Annotated in this window: 18 protein-coding genes; all 18 read right to left on the bottom strand. The window is 36.6% G+C overall.

The features are described from left to right. Positions 1-46: 46 nt before the first annotated feature. Entirely contained in the window at positions 47-400 is a 354-nt protein-coding gene (locus tag AC0OM3_RS02060) for a diacylglycerol kinase family protein (protein ID WP_000715462.1), read from the bottom strand. After that, positions 397-867, bottom strand: a complete 471-nt coding sequence (gene ybeY, locus AC0OM3_RS02055) for an rRNA maturation RNase YbeY (protein WP_000054682.1) — start codon at positions 865-867, stop codon at positions 397-399. The genes AC0OM3_RS02060 and ybeY overlap by 4 nt, the downstream gene beginning before the upstream one ends. Then, positions 864-3,008, bottom strand: a complete 2,145-nt coding sequence (locus AC0OM3_RS02050) for an HD family phosphohydrolase (protein WP_000091508.1) — start codon at positions 3,006-3,008, stop codon at positions 864-866. Before AC0OM3_RS02050 ends, ybeY begins: the two co-directional genes overlap by 4 nt. 193 nt (positions 3,009-3,201) lie before the next feature. After that, positions 3,202-4,161, bottom strand: a complete 960-nt coding sequence (locus AC0OM3_RS02045) for a PhoH family protein (RefSeq protein WP_474211028.1) — start codon at positions 4,159-4,161, stop codon at positions 3,202-3,204. A gap of 3 nt (positions 4,162-4,164) precedes the next feature. Continuing rightward, positions 4,165-5,364 (bottom strand): sporulation protein YqfD, encoded by a 1,200-nt coding sequence (gene yqfD, locus AC0OM3_RS02040; protein ID WP_000792494.1) that lies wholly within the window; start codon positions 5,362-5,364, stop codon positions 4,165-4,167. 161 nt (positions 5,365-5,525) lie between these two features. Beyond that, positions 5,526-5,819 (bottom strand): sporulation protein YqfC, encoded by a 294-nt coding sequence (gene yqfC / locus AC0OM3_RS02035; protein ID WP_000732269.1) that lies wholly within the window; start codon positions 5,817-5,819, stop codon positions 5,526-5,528. Positions 5,820-6,741: 922 nt separating this feature from the next. Next, entirely contained in the window at positions 6,742-7,185 is a 444-nt protein-coding gene (locus AC0OM3_RS02030) for a GatB/YqeY domain-containing protein (RefSeq protein ID WP_000054562.1), read from the bottom strand. Positions 7,186-7,200: 15 nt separating this feature from the next. Next, the gene (gene rpsU, locus AC0OM3_RS02025; protein WP_000048061.1) at positions 7,201-7,374 is read right to left on the bottom strand and encodes a 30S ribosomal protein S21; all 174 of its coding nucleotides are present in this window, start codon (positions 7,372-7,374) and stop codon (positions 7,201-7,203) included. A 321-nt stretch (positions 7,375-7,695) separates the two neighbouring features. Further along, a complete protein-coding gene (gene mtaB / locus AC0OM3_RS02020; protein ID WP_000108683.1) occupies positions 7,696-9,048 on the bottom strand; it encodes a tRNA (N(6)-L-threonylcarbamoyladenosine(37)-C(2))-methylthiotransferase MtaB in 1,353 nt (450 codons plus the stop codon). Positions 9,049-9,054: 6 nt separating this feature from the next. Next, positions 9,055-9,804 (bottom strand): 16S rRNA (uracil(1498)-N(3))-methyltransferase, encoded by a 750-nt coding sequence (locus AC0OM3_RS02015; RefSeq protein ID WP_001190164.1) that lies wholly within the window; start codon positions 9,802-9,804, stop codon positions 9,055-9,057. Between the two features lie 144 nt (positions 9,805-9,948). Next, positions 9,949-10,887 carry a 50S ribosomal protein L11 methyltransferase gene (prmA, locus tag AC0OM3_RS02010; protein ID WP_000872104.1) on the bottom strand — a complete coding sequence of 313 codons (939 nt, stop codon included), beginning with the start codon at positions 10,885-10,887 and terminating at the stop codon, positions 9,949-9,951. Positions 10,888-10,915: 28 nt separating this feature from the next. Further along, on the bottom strand, positions 10,916-12,031 hold the full coding sequence (dnaJ, locus tag AC0OM3_RS02005; protein ID WP_000043934.1) for a chaperone protein DnaJ: 1,116 nt from the start codon (positions 12,029-12,031) through the stop codon (positions 10,916-10,918). 204 nt (positions 12,032-12,235) lie between these two features. Then, a complete protein-coding gene (dnaK, locus tag AC0OM3_RS02000) occupies positions 12,236-14,071 on the bottom strand; it encodes a chaperone protein DnaK (RefSeq protein ID WP_000034700.1) in 1,836 nt (611 codons plus the stop codon). Between the two features lie 26 nt (positions 14,072-14,097). Then, on the bottom strand, positions 14,098-14,664 hold the full coding sequence (gene grpE / locus AC0OM3_RS01995; protein WP_000392710.1) for a nucleotide exchange factor GrpE: 567 nt from the start codon (positions 14,662-14,664) through the stop codon (positions 14,098-14,100). A gap of 114 nt (positions 14,665-14,778) precedes the next feature. Next, on the bottom strand, positions 14,779-15,795 hold the full coding sequence (gene hrcA, locus AC0OM3_RS01990) for a heat-inducible transcriptional repressor HrcA (protein WP_000954941.1): 1,017 nt from the start codon (positions 15,793-15,795) through the stop codon (positions 14,779-14,781). 133 nt (positions 15,796-15,928) lie between these two features. Beyond that, a complete protein-coding gene (hemW, locus tag AC0OM3_RS01985) occupies positions 15,929-17,068 on the bottom strand; it encodes a radical SAM family heme chaperone HemW (protein WP_474211026.1) in 1,140 nt (379 codons plus the stop codon). Between the two features lie 51 nt (positions 17,069-17,119). Then, positions 17,120-17,494: a winged helix-turn-helix transcriptional regulator gene (locus tag AC0OM3_RS01980; RefSeq protein ID WP_001293539.1), complete on the bottom strand. Its 375-nt coding sequence runs from the start codon at positions 17,492-17,494 to the stop codon at positions 17,120-17,122. 130 nt (positions 17,495-17,624) lie between these two features. Further along, positions 17,625-19,448 carry an elongation factor 4 gene (gene lepA / locus AC0OM3_RS01975; protein WP_001030949.1) on the bottom strand — a complete coding sequence of 608 codons (1,824 nt, stop codon included), beginning with the start codon at positions 19,446-19,448 and terminating at the stop codon, positions 17,625-17,627. Positions 19,449-19,589 lie beyond the last annotated feature (141 nt).

The following is a 19,589-nucleotide window of genomic DNA, read 5'->3' as shown; positions in this document are numbered from 1 at the left end:
GGCCCTTACGGCACTTCCAAAGCTTAATAAAAGCTTCGGAATGCAACTATACCATATACGGTAAAAAGATAATAGCACCAATTATAACAGCTATAATTGTAAATAATAAAACCGCTCCTGCCGCAACATCCTTTGCAATTTTTGCAAACGGATGAATATCGGCAGTCGCTAAATCTACCGTTTTTTCCACAGCCGTATTTACCATCTCTAAACTCATTACAATCCCTATTACAATAAGTAATATCATCCACTCTATTTTCGTAATATGGAAATAAAAGCCGCAGCATATAACAATGACTGCGGCTAAATAATGGATTTTCATATTTCGTTCATGACGAAAACAAAAGAATATACCAGCTATAGCATATCCAAAACTATCTATAAGTTTTCCTTTTTTCATCTTCCTAATCCAAAAGCTTCTAAAATTTCTTTTTGTCTTCCGAACATTTCTTTTTCATCTTCTTCCGTCATGTGATCATAACCAAGTAAATGTAAAAAGCCATGTAACGCCAAAAATCCAAGTTCACGATCGAAAGAATGTCCGTACTCTTCAGCTTGCTCTTTCGCCCTTGGAATAGAGATAATAAGATCACCTAACATGCGCGGCATCTCTGCACCAACGATCTCCATTTCTCCTTCTCCCATCTCTTCCATGGCAAAAGATATTACATCTGTAGGTTGATCTTTATCTCGGTAATCACGATTAATTTCTCTAATGCGCTCATTATCTACAAATGTCACCGATACCTCCACGCCATCCTCGATATTTTCCATTTGAGCTGCTTTTTCTAACACTTCACGAATTAAACTCATATACGCTTCTTTTACTTCTTCTGTTTCATCAATAAAATCAATTAACAAACTCATTCTTTCTCCTTTTCTTCCGGAAGTTCCGGATATGTAATACGCGAATGGAAAATACCATTTAACGTTTCACACAACGTTTTCCCAACGATTTGTAGTTCTTTAAACGTCAAATCACATTCACTAAATTGACCGTCTTGCAATCGATCTTTAATAATACTTTGCACTAAATTATTAATTTGTTCTGGCGTTGGGTGATTCATAGAACGTACCGCAGCTTCTACACTATCAGCAATACCAACAATTGCCGATTCTTTCGAAGTTGCTTTTGAACCTGGATAACGGAACATCTCTTCTGTATATTTTTCTTTATCTTCTTTAATTGCTTTATAATAAAAATATTTCAGTAACGTTGTACCGTGATGTTGCCCAGCGATATCAATAATTTCTTGTGGAATATGATATTCTTCGAGCATTCTTACTCCATCCGTTACGTGAGCAATTATAATATCTTTACTCGTTACAGGATCTAATTTATCATGCGGGTTTTCAATTCCCATTTGGTTTTCAATAAAGAATTGCGGTTGTACTGTTTTTCCTACATCATGATAATATGCACCTACACGTGCTAATACACCATTTGCCCCGACTGCTTCACACGCAGCCTCAGAAAGATTCGCTACCATTACACTATGATGATATGTCCCTGGCGCTTCTAACAAAATTCTACGTAAAAGCGGATGATTTGGACTTGATAGTTCCATAAGCTTCATACTTGATACGATTCCAAGTCCACTTTCTAAATATGGTAAAATCCCCATAGCCAAAACGGACGATATAATCCCTGAAAGTGAAGCCATTAATAATTGCGTACCAATTTCAAGAGGCGAAAAATTCCCATTACGTAATAATAAGAGCGCCGCCAATACGACTACATTTAATACAGAAACGAGTATACCAGCTTGTAAGATCATTGTACGACGATTTTTTTCTCGCAAGAAAATACTAACCGATAATGAACTTAACAATACGTAAATCCCTACACTATAATTTAACGTACTCGTTACTCCTTCATTAAACATAATACTTCCGCATACAGAAAAAATCATACTCGTTAAAAAGACAAATCGATCACCAATCATTAGTTTTACAAGTAATGTTCCCATCGCAACTGGGACAACATATGCAATCCCTGCGTATTCAAGTTTTTGAAACAAACTAATGATTTTCATTAAGACGATTGTGATAGACAAAATTGTAATATACGCTAAAACATACGGTCTATCTTCTCTTTTTCTCTTTAAAAACAATTCAAATTGTTTATGCATAAAGTATAGTAACACACTAATGAGTACCGCTAATCCAACATAAGGTTGAAAGCCATTCCCTTTTTCTAACAAACCAACTAATTTCAACTGATTATACACATCACTTGAAATTGTTTCACCTTCTCTAACAAGAACTTGTCCTTGAAGAATATAAACAGGTGGAACTAAATCTTCCTCTGCTTTTCTCTTCTCTTTCGTTAAGATCGGGTCATAAAAATAGTTCGCTGAAATTGCATATCTTCCTAGCGCCTTAATTGACTCTTTTAAACCATTATCAACATTAACACTATTCATCTCACTTACATATCGTTCTTTCGCATCTTTCAATTCGTCCATTTTAATATGCTCAGTCATGATACTATTAATCGCTGTGACCGCAGCATCTTTCGCTAATACTAATTGGCCCGAATCTGCATTAATCAAATTTAGTAAGTTTGAATCAGATAATTCTTTCGTTAAGTCAGCAGGTAGTTTCTTTTTTAACTTATCCACTTTCTCAGCATCAGTAATCTTTTTTTGATCATCCGGTCCAACAGCTTTAATCTCTTGCACCACTTCATCCACTTTAGCGAAGACGTCATTCACAATATCAACTTTATTTTGTTTATACTCACTTTTATATGTATATTGATCTTCAACTTTTGTAGCGGCTTCTTTTTTCTTTTTATCCGTTGTAACTTTATCTTCAATTTTTATAGGAGAATGGATTGTCTTTTTCGCAATAGAATACATGTTAACATCTAATTGCTCTGGTTTTACATTATTCATAAGCGCAAAAAACAGCACTGCTCCTAATACAACGTAAGAAATCCAACTTAGTTTTTTCGAATGTTGTAAATTACGAAACCACTTAGAAATTTCTTGAGATCTTGACATGATTTCAATACTTCTCCTCTCCAGAAATAAAGTGAAACTATTTATAGCTTTCATTTCTTCTACCCAACGATACTTTGAGGCAACATTTTATACACCAGTACCTATAGTTTATTTTCCTTATCTTTCATGATAGTAAAAAATATGACGTTCGCCAACCTTATCATACAAAAAGAAATGATCCTGACAAATAGGATCATTCCATTTTATCATATGCCTCAATAATACGTTGCACCAATGGATGTCTCACAACGTCTGTTTGTTCTAATGTAATAAATGACAGACCTGATACACCAGATAAAATATTAGAGGCTATAGATAGCCCTGATTTTACCCCTTTTGGCAAGTCTACTTGTGAAGGATCCCCTGTAATAACCATTTTAGAACTAAAACCTAATCTCGTTAAAAACATTTTTATTTGAGCACCCGTTGTATTTTGAGCCTCATCTAAAATAACAAATGAATCATCAAGCGTACGTCCCCTCATATAAGCAAGTGGCGCGATTTCAATTACTCCTCGCTCCATCATACGCTGCGTATATTCTTGTCCAAGAATATCATGTAAGGCATCATATAATGGACGTAAGTATGGATCAACCTTCTCTTTCAGATCCCCTGGTAAAAAACCTAAGTTTTCTCCAGCTTCTACAGCAGGTCTTGTTAAAATAATTTTCTTTACATATCCTTGTTTTAAAGCCCTCACAGCCATTACTACAGCTAAGTATGTTTTTCCAGTTCCTGCTGGCCCTATTCCAAAGACAATATCATTCTTCTTCATCGCATGAATATATCGTCTTTGCCCCATTGTTTTTACACGAATGGATTTACCTTTTGGAGTCTTGAAAATTTCTTCTTCATATAACTCTTCAAATTGAGCAATTTTCCCTTGTTGTGCGAGCTGAATTGCATACGCAACATCTCTCTCCGAAATTGATATACTTTTACGAATTACAACAAGTAATTGCTGTAAGATTTTTTCTACGAGTGTTACCGTTTCAACTGCCCCAGATACATGAACAGTTTCTCCTCTAGTTACGATCGATACATTGAGTTCTCGTTCAATTACTTTTAAATGCGCATCATTGACTCCAAAAAGAGCGATTGCTTCGTTAGTATTTTCCAATTGTTGGTTCATTTCTACTAATTGTTCTGCCATTACTCAGTCTCCTTGAATATCGGATTCAGATATTGGTTGTGGCTCTGCAATATTTTCAACTACAGTATAATGCAATGTGACCTTTAGTTGATCCGCCTCAACCTCTTTACTCAAAATCTTATCACTTACAATCATAGCATGTTCATCCAATTTTTTCTTTAGTTCTTTTTCGGCCATCTCTTTCGCTACTTTTAACGCTTGCTTTTCTGTATATTCTCGATTCGCTTCTTCCTCTTCTCTCACAACATCTTTTTCATATGCAATCGGCAGTGTAAAACCAAATAATTTCACATCGTGCTTTACACTTTCAGTACGAGAGCGTTTATACTTATCATGTTGAAATCCCCATATTTTTATTTTCGTATCCCCAAATTTAAGAAAATGTTCATTGTATACATTACCAGTATACACTTGAAATTGCGTCTTTAACGGGACATTCACTTTAGAGGTATACCACGTTTCGCCATACACAATACCTTTCGCTGAAACAATTGTCGGGCTTTCCTCATTACCATATATTCCAGATACGAGAATCTGCCCTTTTTCCACATGATCATTTTTCAGTACAACCGGTTTTCCAACTTCTACAAACGTTTTTGTAATAATCGCTTCTTTTTTTGCTACTAAATTTTGTGGCCTTTGTTCCTTTTCTTTTTTCGGTTCGTTTTTTTCAACAATTTTAAAATGATACGTCGTTCCTCTTACTTCTAGTCCCGCCCAAGTAATGGCATTAATATTATCTGTCAAATGGCGTTGTACATCCTCTACATTCGGCATTTGAAACTGTAGTTTCCCTTTTTTAATACCCATTTTATCCAATTCTTTCATTAATATATATTCTGTTTCAGGTTTTGCTCCTGTAATTTCAATTTTCCAAACCATATTTGACATTGCAATCACACCAAAAAAGAAAATTAAAAACCCAATTAAAAATCCACTATTTTTAATTAAACGCTTATTCCAAAAAGGAAAACCATAACGTCCAATAAAATATAATTTACATTCATTTTTTCTATAAATTGGTTTTATTTTTTTCACATCGCGTAACAATATACAAAAAACTAACGTTTCATCAGCTATCTTCTTAACATCCCAAACTAATAAATTCCTCCGTACACATTCATTAACAAACCGTTCTGCCCCTCTACCTTCAATTCGCACTTTTACATACCCAAGCCACTTTATAAACCATTTATTTTTCATTTACCACCTTCACTACCTTTCTAAAAGTAGGTATACGACTTTTTATTTGAAGCATTAAAATAGCTCGTACTAAAATGAAACAGAGTAAAACTGTAATCAGTCTCTATCAACGGAACTTTTACAGGATAAAGAAGAAAAACTTCACAAATGGAAGTTTCACTTCAATCACCTTTTTTTTCATTTTCTAAAAATGTTACTTGCTCAATTATACCTTCGAGTAAAAGCTCTTCTGGAAGAATCGTTTTAATAACAAAGGATTGTCCTTTAATTAATAATTGACCATGTTTTAAAAGTAATCGCACTTCTTTATCTGAAAACACTAATAACCCCCGATGATTTTCTATATAAATATGTATTTGCCCAACAAGAGTAATCCGAGGCAGATCCATTAATACATCCACTGGTAGATCTACTTGTTTTGTTAACCAATTTTTCATTTGTTCTAATTTCTTCATCTCGAAAGACCCCCTCCTCATCCCATATATATATATGTATTTCTTCACAAGTGCCTATCGTGTTATAACGACTTCACTAACATAACTATATTCTGTAAGAGTTCATATCATGTTAATTAAAACAGTCGCTATATGAAATCATATTTGTCAGGACAATGATGGATCAGAGGATATTACCTTTAATAATAGAAGTATTAATACAAGAATATGCGCCCCTACAGGATATCAGTACAAGTTACATTAAGAAATTGAGCCTAGCGAGAAGTTGGAAACTTGAAAAAACCTGTTACAATTCGTTCTGGACGTGACATACTGACCATAGAATAAGTAGTTGTCATTTATTGGACAAATGAGATAAAGTGAAACTTTAATCAACCCTCACCAATCGGGTTGCCTGTTAATGCGGGATAAAATTCAAAAAAGAAAATTTCCCCGCTCTGAATGTTACGTTGTAAGTAAGAATATTTTATAGATGGTTGTTATATGAATTTCAAAAAATATTAGGGTTCATTAAAAGATGAATTAATAAATGAGGAAATACGAAAGTAAATTGGCTTTGGTCAAGAAATTTTGAATGCTATAAAACAAGTTATCGACAGTCATATCCGGCCATTTTATGCAACTGATGCAAAATCTAATATAGTTAGAATCTCTTTTGTTACCTTCGAGGATTATGCTGAAGAGCACGCTATAAAACTTCAATCTGAGTTTCAGAAGGCTCGGTACTTAGCTTTTATTTGCGAAAGAAGTTTTAGTCAAGGAAGTAAGAACAGGTGTAGAATCAGAATTATACAAGGAAATAATAAATTGAAACTTTAACTAGAGGGGTTTCTATCACTTACAGAAACGCTTTTTAAGCAATATAGCGTTTCTCCTTAATAAGAACAATAAAAAAACGTCTCATACGAAATGAGACGTTTTTTTATGCTAATAGCTGGATAACCAGCTTATTCACAAGTGATCCGTCTGTTTTACCTTTTACTTTCGGCATAACAGCAGTCATCACCTTACCCATATCTGCTTTAGAAGTCGCACCAACTTCAGAAATAACTTGCTTGATTACATCAACTAGTTCTTCTTCAGTTAATTGCTCTGGCAAATATGCGCTTAAAATCTGAATTTCACTTTGCAGTTTATTAACAAGGTCTTCACGACCAGCTTTTTTAAATTCAAGGAGGGAGTCCTTATACTGTTTTACTTCACGAGCTAAAACTGTTATTTCCTCTTCTTCAGTAAGAGTATGTTGCAGTTTAATACCTTCATTTTGTAAAGCAGCCTTAACCATACGAATAACGGTTAATTTTTCTTTTTGTTTATTCTTCATCGCTTGTTTCATATCATCGTTTAAACGACCGAGAAGACTCATAACTTACACCCTCTCTTAGAATTTACGCTTTCTTGCCGCTTCAGATTTCTTCTTACGTTTTACACTTGGTTTTTCATAAAACTCGCGCTTTCTTGCTTCAGCAAGTGTACCAGTTTTAGAAACCGATCTTTTAAAACGGCGAAGTGCATCCTCCAAAGACTCGTTTTTACGAACGACTGTTTTTGACATTCTCTTTCCCTCCCTCCGAAACATCACACTTACATACTAACTTCAGCATGCAAAAAGAAACACTTCTTCAGCATGTCTTTTACGATTATAATACATTTTATCACTTCAGGTCAACTATTTGGCAGAATAAAAGAAGAATAGAAGCATTTCCTTTTCAAAAGTTATGGCAAATAGCTAGTATCCTTCACTGATGAAGACAACTATATTTTTATCATTTCATCTTTTTTCATACAGGGATGCATGAAACGCCTCCACGCCCTCTAGTACTTAACCGATTCAAATAAAGAAAGCATGCAAACCGTTTCCGGTTGCACGCTCTTTTTATGCACTAGCTGATTCTTTTTTTACATCATCTTCAAGAACACGAACAAATTGCGCTTCGTTATATGGATAACCAGCTTTCGTAATTTTCACTTTCACTAGCTTACCAATTAATTCTTCTGATCCTTCAAATACAATTTTCAAGTAGTTATCTGTATAACCTACATATAACCCTTCACGGTCGCCCTCTTTAAATTGCTCTTCCGGAATGATTTCAAGCACTTCACCTTCAAACCCTGATGCGTACTCTTTCGCTAATTGATTAGATAGCTCAATTAAACGATGAACACGATCGTTCTTCACATCTTCAGGAACTTGATCTTCCATGCGTGCTGCAGGTGTTCCTGTACGTTTTGAGTAAGGGAACACATGTAACTCAGAGAAGCGGTTCTCTTTAATGAAATTGTATGTTTCCATGAATTCTTCTTCTGTTTCACCTGGGAAACCAACGATTACATCAGATGTAATCGCAAGGCCTGGTAACGCTTCTTTCAAACGATCTAAACGCTCTTGGAAGAACTCCATCGTATATTTACGACGCATACGTTTTAATACAGTATTAGAACCAGATTGCAACGGAATATGCAAGTGGCGTACAACTACTTCAGATTTATCTAACACTTCAATTACTTCATCTGAAATTTGACTCGCTTCAATAGAAGAAATACGAAGACGTTTTAATCCGCCTACTTCCGCTTCCATATCACGAAGTAATCCAGCTAAGTTATAATCTTTTATGTCTTCGCCGTATCCACCTGTATGAATACCCGTTAATACGATTTCTTTATAGCCTGCATCCACTAATTGTTGTGCTTGTTTAATAACTTCTTTTCCATCACGAGAACGCATTAAACCACGCGCCCAAGGAATGATACAGAATGTACAGAAGTTATTGCAACCCTCTTGTATTTTTAAAGACGCACGTGTACGATCCGTGAAATAAGGTACATCAAGTTCTTCGTACACGCGTGTTTTCATAATATTGCGGACAGCATTAATTGGTTGACGCTCTTTACGAAATTCTTCGATGTAACCTAACATCTTTTCACGATCCTGTGTACCAACTACAATATCCACACCTGGGATTGCCATAATTTCCGCTGGAGATGTTTGTGCGTAACATCCCGTTACACAAATAACTGCATCTGGATTTTGACGCACAGCACGTCTAATTACTTGACGACTTTTTTTGTCCCCAGTATTCGTTACTGTACATGTGTTAATAACATATACATCAGCTTTCTTTTCATATTCTGTTCTTTCATAACCACCTTGTTTAAACAATTGCCAAATGGCTTCTGTTTCATAGTGGTTTACTTTACAACCTAACGTATGGAACGCAACAGTTGACATTGATCATCACCCCATCAATTCAAAATGATACGAAGCAGCACTTAACGCGTATAATGGCGCCGTTTCTGTTCTTAAAATTCTTGGTCCTAAACTACATGGTACAAATTTATGTTCACGAAGCGCTGTAATCTCTTCCTCAGCTAAACCGCCTTCTGGGCCAAATACAATCAATAGCTTTTGACCTGGTTTCATTGTCGTTAAAGCTTTCGCAAAATTAGATTTCTCGCCTTGTTTTGCTTCCTCTTCGTAAGCAACAAGACAAACATCATACTCACCACTCATTGAAAGCAATTGCTTAAATGATGCCGGAGCATGTACTTCTGGAATTTCACTTCTATGTGATTGTTCCGCAGCTTCTTTCACAATTTTTCTTAAACGCTCAACTTTTTTATCAGCTTTTTTCGCATCCCATTTTACGATAGAGCGAGATGCTTGAAATGGTAAGAATGCAGCTGCCCCAAGCTCAGTTCCTTTTTGAAAAATTAACTCTAGCTTGTCTCCTTTTGGCAGTCCACTTGCAATCGTCACGAAAACAGGAAGTTCACTTGACGCCTCTACCCATTCTACAATAGTCGTATTAATAAATTCACTGGTAATTTCATCAATTGAACATACTGCTGTTTTTCCGTTTACACAGCAATAAATATGATCTCCAGCTGACATACGCATCACTCTTGCGATATGATGTACGTCATCACCTACAATACGAATACTTGTCTCATTTACATATTTCTCTTCTACAAAATAACGTTGCATATAATCACCTTAGTAGAGTTTCGTTCCTTTCGTAAGTCAACACTTACGAAAAGAACGAAACGTTATCATTTTTCATATAACAAACGGCAAGTCCCTCACCTTATAGTGAGAGACTCCCCTTTTCATTATAGACTAAAATCTATATTACGCATTTCGTGCAATAATTGCTACCCAATCTTCCATTCGTAACACTTCTTCAATTGTAAATCCAGCTTTTTCTAGCGCCTCAGAAATTACTTTTTCCTTCGTAGCAATAATGCCCGATGTAATAAATAATCCACCTGATTTCACAACTCTTGCTGCATCTTCAGGGAATAATAGAATGATTTCTGCTAATAAGTTAGCTACGATTAAATCAACAGGACCTTCAATACCTTCTAAAAGACTATTTTGTCCAACAGACACGATATCATCTGTTTTATTTAAACGTACATTCATTTCTGCACTTTCAACCGCAACCGGATCTAAATCATATGCTTGAACAGAAGACGCACCTAATTTTGCCGCTGCAATACTAAGTACACCAGAACCTGTTCCTACATCAATAATAGTGTCACCTGGCTGTACTGTTTTTTCTAAAGCACGTATACACATCGTTGTTGTTGGATGAGTTCCTGTACCAAACGCCATACCCGGGTCTAATTCAATGATTTTTTCATCAGGAGAAGATGGTGTATATTCTTCCCAAGTCGGTACGATTGTGAATGTATCAGAAATTTGTACTGGATGGTAATATTTTTTCCAAGCAGTAGCCCAATCTTCTTCATTGACTTCGTTAACGGTAATATTTCCAGTACCAATTTCGATGTCGTAAGATGGAAGCACATCAATAGATGATTTTACACCTGCAATCGTTTCATGTAAAGAATCGGTTTGCGGGAAATATGCTTTTATTAATACACCTTCCGCTGGATATTCATCGGGATTCAATGCATAAATTTCACCATATTGTTGCTCGCGCTCTTTCGTTAACTCCGCTGGGTCCTCAATCGCAACTCCGCTAGCACCAGCTTCGTGTAAAATATGAGAGACAGCTTCTACTGCTTCTTCTGTTGTATGAATACTAATTTCTGACCATTTCACAATTTACCAACTCCATTTTTTATTTCCATTATTCCCCTTTGAAAGCACGTTTAAGCTTTCCGAATAAACTATCATCCTGCTCTTCTTGTCCTGCAAATTCACGTAATAAATCTTTTTGCTGTGAAGTCAATTTCGTTGGTACAACAACACGAACGACTACATATTGATCTCCTTGGCCGTATCCACGTACGTTCGGAGCACCTTTTCCTTTTAAGCGGAATTCAGTTCCAGTTTGTGTTCCTGCTGGAATTTTCAGCTTCACTTTACCATGAACAGTAGGAACTTCCACTTCATCACCAAGCGCCATTTGCGCAAATGTTAATGGCATTTCGCAAATAATGTGATCTCCTTCACGCTCGAAGAATTCATGATTTCTTACATGAACGACAACATATAAGTCTCCTGCTGGTCCGCCATTTACGCCGGCTTCACCTTTTCCAGACACACGAATTTGTTGACCATTATCAATACCCGCTGGAATTTTAACATTAATTTTTTTACGTTTACGAACTTTACCTGAACCGTGACATGTCGTACATTTTTCTTTAATAATTTGTCCAGTTCCTGAACAATGACCACAAGCTTGACGGTTTACGATACGACCAAATGGTGTGTTTTGTTCAACACTCACTTGACCAGAACCTGAACAATGTTTACATGTTTCTTTTGAAGTTCCTGGTTTTGCTCCACTACCTTTACAAGTATCACATGGATCTTCTACTGGAATTTCCACATTTAATTCCTTACCAAAAATAGCTTCTTCAAAATCTAAAGTGACTTGATATTGTAAGTCAGCACCTTGGCGCGGAGCATTTGGATCACGACGTCTGCCGCCGCCACCGCCAAAGAAAGAACTAAATATATCTTCAAAACCGAAGCCACCGCCGAAGTCTCCTCCGCCGCCAAATCCACCGAATCCTTGATTTGCACCAGCATGACCAAATTGATCGTACTGCGCACGCTTTTGATCATCACTTAACACTTCGTATGCTTCTTGTACTTCTTTAAACTTTTCAATTGCATTTTCTTCTTTACTTACGTCTGGATGGTATTTTTTAGCCAAACGACGATACGCTTTTTTAATTTCATCTGTTGCAGCGCCCTTGCTAAGTCCAAGGACCTCATAATAGTCTCGTTTACTCATAAATTTACAACCCCCGAATCTTTCACATAAACGTAATTTTAACACCGAAAGAAAGTGCTTTGCAACAAAGTTTCCTCACTTACAGTATGCAAAGCGAAAAACTTAAGATCCTCACACATCGCTTCTCATTCGTGAAAAAAGCCAAAGTCAAGGCACGCTTGACTTTGACTTTTTGTCATCTTACTTATTATGTTTACAGTTGAATTACTTGTCTTCTTTTACTTCTTCAAACTCAGCGTCAACTACATTATCTTTCTTCGCGCCAGCGTCTTGTGCACCTTGCGCACCTTCTGCTTGACCAGCAGCAGCTTGAGCTTGCTCGTATAATTTAACAGTTAACTGTTGTACGATTTCTTGTAAAGCATCTTTTTTCGCACGAATTTCTTCAAGCTCGTTTTTCTCAATTGCAGCTTGTAATGCTTCTTTTGCTTCTGTTGCTTTTGCAACTTCAGCTGCATCTACTTTACCTTCTAAATCTTTTACAACTTTGTCTGTTTGGAATACAAGTTGGTCAGCTTCGTTACGAAGTTCAACTTCTTCCTTACGTTTTTGGTCAGCGTCAGCATTTGCTTCCGCTTCTTGTACCATACGTTCTACTTCTTCATCAGAAAGACCTGAAGAAGATTGGATTGTAATAGCTTGCTCTTTGCTTGTTCCTAAGTCTTTCGCACGTACGTTAACGATACCGTTCGCATCAATATCGAATGTTACTTCGATTTGTGGAATACCACGTGGTGCTGGTGGAAGGTCAGTTAATTGGAAACGACCTAACGTTTTGTTGTCAGCTGACATTGGACGCTCACCTTGTAATACGTGAATGTCTACTGCTGGTTGATTATCAGCAGCTGTTGAGAATACTTGTGACTTACTTGTTGGAATTGTAGTGTTACGCTCGATTAATTTCGTGAACACGCCACCCATAGTTTCAATACCTAAAGAAAGTGGAGTTACGTCTAATAATAGAACGCCTTCTACATCACCAGTAAGTACGCCACCTTGAACTGCAGCACCTAATGCTACAACTTCATCAGGGTTTACACCTTTATATGGCTCTTTACCAGTTTCACGTTTAATAGCTTCTTGTACAGCTGGGATACGAGTAGATCCACCAACAAGAATAACTTTATCTAATTCGCTTGGAGCAAAACCAGCGTCTTTTAATGCACGACGAGTTGGCTCTAATGTTCTTTCAACAAGACCTGCTGAAAGCTCTTCGAATTTCGCTCTTGTTAACGTTAATTCTAAGTGTAATGGACCAGCAGCTCCAGCACTAATGAATGGTAATGAAATTTGAGTTTGTGTTACACCAGAAAGATCTTTTTTCGCTTTTTCAGCTGCATCTTTCAAGCGTTGAAGCGCCATTTTATCTTGGCTTAAATCAATGTTATTTTCTTTTTTGAACTCAGCTACTAAGTGATCGATGATAACTTGGTCAAAGTCATCGCCACCAAGACGGTTGTCACCAGCAGTTGAAATAACTTCGAATGTGCCGTCTGCTAACTCAAGGATAGATACGTCAAATGTACCGCCACCTAAGTCATATACTAAGATTTTTTGTTCTTCATCTTGTTTTTCTAAACCGTAAGCAAGTGCTGCTGCTGTTGGCTCGTTAATGATACGCTCAACTTCTAAACCAGCGATACGACCAGCATCTTTCGTTGCTTGACGCTCTGCATCGTTGAAGTATGCAGGTACTGTAATAACAGCTTTCGTTACTGTTTCACCTAAGTATGCTTCAGCAGAAGCTTTTAAGTTTTGTAAAATGATTGCAGAAATTTCTTGAGGTGTATAATCTTTACCTTCAACTTCTACTTTGTAGTCTGTACCCATATGACGTTTAACAGACATGATTGTATTTGGGTTTGTAATTGCTTGGCGCTTTGCAACTTCCCCAACTTGACGTTCTTCATTTTTGAAAGCTACAACAGAAGGTGTTGTACGATTTCCTTCTGGATTTGGGATAACCTTTGGTTCTCCACCTTCCATAACAGCTACACAAGAGTTTGTTGTACCTAAGTCAATACCGATAATTTTACTCATGGCGAATCCTCCTAGTTTTATGTAAATTATTGATTTACTTTTACCATTGATGGGCGAATCACACGGTCTTTTAGTTTATAACCTTTTTGGAATTCTTCTACAACCGCGTTTGATTCAAATTCACTATCTTCCACTTGCATAATAGCTTGGTGTTCATTAGGATCAAACTGTTTACCAACAGCTTCAATCACTTCCACACCTTCTTTATTCAGTGCTTCTAACAATTGACGATGCACCATTTCCATACCTTGTAACAAGGATTTCGTTTGCTCATCAGTCGCTTCCACTTGCATCGCTCTTTCAAAATTATCAAGAGCTGGCAAGATGTCTGAAACTAGACTTTGTGCTCTATATTTTTCAGCAGCCTGTTTATCCATTTGGACACGGCGCTTATAATTTTCAAAATCAGCTTGTAGACGTAATGTGCGACCTTCCGTTTCCGTTAGTTTCGCTTGTAACTCATCTACTTTTTCTTGTAAAAGAGCAGCCTCACTTTTTTCTTCTACAGTTTCTTCACTGTTTTCTGGCGTGACAGCTTCTTCAACTTGCGCTTCTTTTACTTCTTCTACCACTTGTTCGTTACGCTCTTCCACAATATTCACCTCCTTAAAAGGTATTAGGTATCATGCATAGCATGATTACCTAAGGATTATATATTACACACAGCAATGAAAATTTCATCACTTGAGCGAATGTATTACTCTCATTTACTTTTTAAGCCCATCAGTAAATTGTCTCGTAAATAACTGTAACAAACTAATTACACGAGAATATTGCATTCTCGTAGGACCTAAAATAGCAATTGTTCCAAGTTGCTCTTCGCCGATCGAATATGTTGCAGAAATTAAACTACAATCCTCCATAGCCGTCGAAGAATTTTCCCTACCAATTTTCACTTGAATCCCGACTTGTTTATGACGCAAAATGTCATAAAATTCGGCTTCATTATCAATCATGGTAAGTAAAGATCTAACCTTTTGAATGTCATGGAACTCTGGCTGCGAAAGCATATTTGCTTTTCCTCCAAAGTATATCTTTTCCGATAACGGAACTTGAAATGTACCATCCAACATTTTTATTGCACTATCGTAATTATGAACATACCCACGTAAAACTGTAACAATCTCTTTAAAGATTTTATTATGAAGTTCTTCCATCGGTACGCCAGATAGCTTTTCATTTAAAATATTAACCATTTTTTCTAAATCTGATAAATCAACAGATTCCGGAACGGTAATCGTTTTACTTTGTACATGCCCTGTATCAGTTACAATAATAGCGACTGCAGTTTGACGATCAAGCGGCACAATTTGTACATTTTTAAGTTTATTTGTACTTAACTTCGGTCCAAGAACAATGGCCGTATAATTCGTAAGTTCTGATAAAATTTGAGCAGATTGCTGTGCAATTTTTTCCGCTTCAAAAATTCTTTCGGCAAATAAATCTTTAATTTGTACAATTTCAGCGTTTGGTAAGTTTTGCGGCGCTAAAAGATGGTCTACATAAAATCGGTAGCCTTTCTCAGAAGGAACACGTCCAGAAGAACTGTGCGTTTTTTCAATAAAACCTAATTCTTCTAAGTCCGCCATTTCATTTCGAATAGTAGCTGAACTAAATGTAATTTCATCTTTTTTAGCCAACGTTCTAGACCCAACGGGCTGCGCTGATCCAATAAAGTCATCAATAATTGTTTGTAAAATTAAGAGCTGACGTTCCGTAAGCATCTCATCATCACCTCTGTTAGCACTCTTTGTCTTTGAGTGCTAAATCTATTAATAACTTACCAAAATTGACATTCAATTGTCAACGGAAACGTCACGAAATAATGAAAATTTTTCACACCTATGGAACATTTAATTAGTCAATCAAAAATGATTGGAATACTTCATTCCCTAATAATTTTCCTTTTCGCGTTAAACGTACATGTCCATCTTCCTCTTCAAGCAATCCCTGCTCTTGATTGCTTTGTAACTGCTTCGCGAAAACTTGATCCATCTCCACATTAAATTTATTGCGGAACGACGTTTTAGAAACACCTTTTGTTTTTCGAAGCCCTAAGAACAGTTCTTCTTCCATTCTTTCTTTCTCCGTCACTTTGTGAACATCTAAATACGGAAATCTTGTTTCATCAATTTTATTAAAATATTGCTTCAGGGGACCTACATTTTGAATACGTTCCCCGTTCACATAACTATGAGCTCCAGCTCCAAATCCATAATACTCTTCATTATTCCAGTATGTGAGATTATGTCTACTTTTATTGTCACCTTTTGAGAAATTACTAATTTCATACTGGTTATAACCGTGTTTCTCCATTTCATCCATTACTATTTCATACATTTTCGCTTCATGGTCTTCACCCGGAAGACGCAATTTCCCTTTGTTCATTAAGTTATAAAACACTGTTTTTGGTTCCACAATTAATGAATATGCCGAGAAATGTTGTACACCAAGCGTAAAAGCAATATCTAATGTTTCTTTTACATCTTCTATCGTCTGTCCTGGCAAAGCATAAATAATATCTACATTAATATTTTTAAAGCCTACTTCCTGTGCTTCTCGAATCGCTAGGAATGCATCTTCCCTCGTATGCTTGCGCCCAATTTTCTCAAGCAGTTCATCACGGAACGTTTGCACACCAAAACTAATTCGATTCACTCCACCTTCTAGCAGTACATTCAACTTCTCTTTCGGTAGATCTCCTGGATTCGCTTCAAATGTTAATTCACAATTCGGGGCGAACGGACGCAAATGACGATTAATAATCTCGAGTATTTTTTTTGTCTGCTCCATATTTAACGCTGTCGGAGTTCCCCCGCCCACAAAAATCGTTTTCATACTATCAAACGGAACTTTTTGAACCGTATTTATTATTTCCTTCTCTAGATAATCTAAATATTGATCAACCGGTTGGCGTTCAATAAACACTTTATTAAAATCACAATAGTGACAAATGTGCTGACAAAACGGAATATGAATATATGCAGCTTGTACCAAATATAACTCCTACCTTTCTAAAAAGAAAACCTCCGCACTCCGGAGGGTTCTCTACTTCTCTAACGTATTACGAATTTGTTCCATTCGCATTTTTCCCCAATCATACATCATTTCAACGATCGGTAAAAGTGACATGCCTAGTTCCGTCATATAATACTCAACGCGAGGAGGAATTTCGGGATATACTGTCCGATCAACAATCCCATCTTCCATTAACTCTTTTAATTGGTTCGACAAAACTTTATGAGAAATGCTTGGGAATAACCGTTGTAATTCACTGAAACGATGCGGCCCTTCCACACCAAGATGCCACAGTATCACAACTTTCCACTTTCCACTAATAATAGAAAGCGTCAATTCCTTTTCACAATTAAAATTACCATTTTGTATTTTATCTTGAATATCTTTTCGAATATTTTCGGACATTAACAGTCTCCTAACTCTATATGAACTAAAAAGCTCTCTCATTATTGTAAATGAGAGCTGCTCAGATGTCTAAAAAGTAATTATACAGAAAAAAGAAGCCGCACAAACGACTTCTTTTTTATTTCAAATATTAGTTGTCATCCATTTTCAGTACAGCCATGAATGCCTCTTGTGGTACTTCTACAGAACCAACAGACTTCATACGTTTTTTACCTTCTTTTTGCTTATCAAGAAGTTTACGCTTACGAGAAATGTCACCGCCGTAACATTTTGCAAGTACGTTTTTACGCATCGCTTTAATTGTAGAACGTGCTACAACTTTATTTCCGATAGTCGCTTGAATTGGCACTTCGAACTGTTGTCTCGGAATTAATTCTTTTAATTTCTCTACGATTACTTTACCACGGTCATACGCTGAATCACGGTGTACGATAAATGATAAAGCATCCACTTGTTCATTATTTAAAAGAATATCCATTTTCACAAGTTTAGATGGTTTATAGCCAATTAACTCGTAGTCAAATGATGCATACCCTTTCGTATTTGATTTCAATTGATCGAAGAAGTCATATACGATTTCTGATAACGGGATTTCATATGTTAATGTAACACGCGTTTCATCTAAATATTGCATATCAATAAACGTTCCACGTTTACCTTGGCAAATCTCCATTACAGCTCCAACATAGTCATTCGGAACCATAATTGAAGCCTTCACAAACGGCTCTTCTACACGATCGATAGACTGTGGATCTGGCATATTAGATGGGTTATCAACTATAACATCTTCACCGTTAGTTAAATAAACTTTATAAATAACGCTTGGCGCTGTTGTAATTAAGTCAATCTTAAATTCACGTTCAATACGTTCTTGAATGATTTCCATGTGAAGAAGTCCTAAGAAACCACAACGGAAACCAAATCCTAGCGCTTGAGATGTTTCTGGTTCAAACTCAAGAGCAGAATCGTTTAACTCTAATTTTTCTAATGCATCACGTAAATCGTTATAACGAGCAGAGTCAATTGGATACAGACCACAGAATACCATCGGGTTTAACTTACGGTAACCTGCTAACGGCTCTGCAGCTGGACGTTTCGCATGTGTAATCGTATCACCAACGCGTGTGTCACCAACATTTTTAATCGATGCTGCTAAGAAACCTACATCACCTACTGTTAACTCGTCACGTTGTGTAGTTTTCGGTGTAAATACACCTACTTCTGTTACTTCAAATTCCTTACCCGTTGCCATCATACGTACTTTATCGCCAACTTTTACTGTTCCATTTACAACACGGATATAAGCAATTACACCGCGGTACGGATCATATAAAGAGTCGAAAATCATACATTGTAACGGCTCTTCTGAATCACCCGCCGGAGCTGGTACTTTTTCAACAATTTGCTCTAAAATTTCTTCAATACCAATTCCAGCTTTCGCAGAAGCAAGTACCGCTTCTGATGCATCTAAACCAATTACGTCTTCCACCTCTTGACGTACACGTTCCGGATCCGCACTTGGTAAGTCGATTTTATTAATAACTGGTAAAATTTCTAAATTATTATCAAGCGCTAAGTATACGTTTGCTAACGTTTGCGCTTCAATACCTTGCGCTGCATCTACTACAAGAATCGCGCCTTCACAAGCCGCCAAACTACGTGATACTTCGTACGTAAAGTCGACGTGTCCTGGTGTATCAATTAAATGAAGAATATACTCTTCACCATCTTTTGCTTTATAGTTTAATTGTACTGCGTTTAATTTGATTGTAATACCACGCTCACGCTCTAAATCCATAGAGTCAAGCAACTGAGCTTTCATTTCGCGTTGTGTTAACGCGTTTGTTTTCTCTAAAATACGGTCTGCTAACGTTGATTTTCCGTGGTCAATATGAGCAATAATAGAGAAATTACGAATTTTGGACTGTCTTTTTGCTCTTTCTTCTTTATTCATCTATGTTCTCAACTCCTAATAGTCTCGCCAATATACACTAGCACTGATTATATCAATAGAGCAACAAAGATTCAATGAAAACTCGTGCTGCTTACGATACAAATCATTCTATCTATATCTTATGCGAATAAACCATAAGAG

The organism is Bacillus sp. FAU20 (genome assembly GCF_056033865.1).
The sequence above is the reverse complement of the archived record's forward strand: the minus strand, read 5'-3'. Positions and strand labels throughout refer to the sequence as shown.